Source organism: uncultured Campylobacter sp. (assembly GCF_938031315.1).
Classification (GTDB): domain Bacteria; phylum Campylobacterota; class Campylobacteria; order Campylobacterales; family Campylobacteraceae; genus Campylobacter_B.
In genome coordinates, this window is sequence record NZ_CALHHT010000502.1 from 1 (window position 1) to 1,537 (window position 1,537).

At 45.3% G+C, this 1,537-nt stretch carries 3 protein-coding genes and 1 pseudogene; all 4 read left to right on the forward strand.

All coding sequences use genetic code 11. The features are described from left to right. Window positions 1–416, forward strand: a pseudogene (locus Q0236_RS12355) (hydrogenase); the annotation flags it as partial. Further along, entirely contained in the window at window positions 413–757 is a 345-nt protein-coding gene (locus tag Q0236_RS12360; RefSeq protein ID WP_291936431.1) for a formate hydrogenlyase maturation HycH family protein, read from the forward strand. The pseudogene Q0236_RS12355 and the gene Q0236_RS12360, both read left to right, overlap by 4 nt. Then, the gene (locus Q0236_RS12365; RefSeq protein WP_291936428.1) at window positions 757–1,209 is read left to right on the forward strand and encodes a hydrogenase 3 maturation endopeptidase HyCI; all 453 of its coding nucleotides are present in this window, start codon (window positions 757–759) and stop codon (window positions 1,207–1,209) included. Before Q0236_RS12360 ends, Q0236_RS12365 begins: the two co-directional genes overlap by 1 nt. After that, window positions 1,210–1,537 (forward strand): formate/nitrite transporter family protein (locus Q0236_RS12370; protein WP_297918567.1); only part of this gene is annotated, 328 nt, incomplete at its 3' end.

A 1,537-nucleotide genomic window follows, 5' to 3' on the forward strand; every position in this document is an offset into this window, starting at 1 on the left:
GTCCTCCGCATCCTGCTAGCATTATCTATGGGCTTGGCATGGCGCTTGGCATCATCGATCAAAAGCTTCAAAAGAAGAGCTATGAGCAAGATAGCACTCTTCCGCCACCGGTTAAGAGTTCAGTTATCGGCGATATTTTATTCGAGCGCGATCTGCAAGCTGAAGCTAAGAGGCTGATGAGCTATATTTTCGGAAGAGTTTTATTTGCAAAATATATGGATGCAATCAAAACCTCATCTGACGTTCACGATCCAAAAGCTTCTCGCGAGGCTCTACTTAACGCTATCCACACCGAGGAGGATCCTAGATACGCGGAGTGCATGGCACTATTGCACAATGACGTATATCTAAAATACGCCCGCGCTACGGAGGAATTTAAGATCGATCCGCAAAAAGAGGTCTGGAGCAAACGATGATTGAGGTTTTTAAGCTTACAAAGCGGCATATGGACGAAAACGAAAATTTACCTAAAGAGCTAAAGGATATCAAGGTTTTTTCCACCTGCGTCGGTCACGGCGTAGGTACGATAGATTTTAGCGAAAAGGTGCTTGAGATAGACGATGAAGAATTTAAACGCATCGTCGAGAACTCGGGCGACTACGTTAAATTTAAGATCGGTAACCTAAGCAAGTATTTCGAGATTGAAATTTTTGCCGAGCACGCAGCTAAGCTAATCCCTCAGCTTTGCGAATGTGAGCTTAAAGATCTGCTAAAAAATATGCGCGAAGGATACTTCGTGCTAAGGAAGGATTTTTGATGCGAAAGGCGTTGCTTTGTATCGGCAATCCCCTTCGCGGCGACGACGACGTGGGCAATGAAACGGGGCGAATAGTCGAGGCAAATTTAAAGGACTGGCGCGTTTTTTACGGGCAGGATGTACCCGAAAACGAATTTGCGGCTCTTAGAGAATTCGCCCCCGAAATTTTGATCGTAGTAGATGCGATGAGCGGCTTTGATGAGGATAAGATAGAATTTTTCGACCTCAGCAACGATCGCGACTATATCTACTCGACGCATAACCTGCCTACGCCGGTGCTTCTAAGCTATCTGCGCAAAATTTGCCCAAAGACATTGTTTTTGGGCATAAGCGTACTGCTCGATAATGTCCTTGATTTTAAAGAAGGACTGAGCGAGAGCGCAAAAAAAAGTGCGCAAAAAGCTTATGAGCGTATCTTAGAAATTGATTCAAATTTAAATGAGGAGGAGTAAATGTTAAATCCTGCAGAAACCGCGCAAGCGGTGTCTAGTTCGATGCAACACAAGGCGCATACCCCGCTAATTAGCATAATTTTTCTAGCTATAATGGCGGGCGCTGCAATCGCTATGGGTGATATTTTCTGGGCTCACTCGACCGTCGGAATGGCTGAAAAGCAATCTATTGGCTTATCGAATTTCATCGGCGGTATTACCTTTAGCTGCGGTCTGATGATGGTGGTTTTTTACGGTGGGCATCTATTTACCAGCTCGGTTTTAACGGGCGTACCTGCTGCCGATGGCAAATTACCGCTAGGTAAAACAATCGGCTATTGGGCTATCG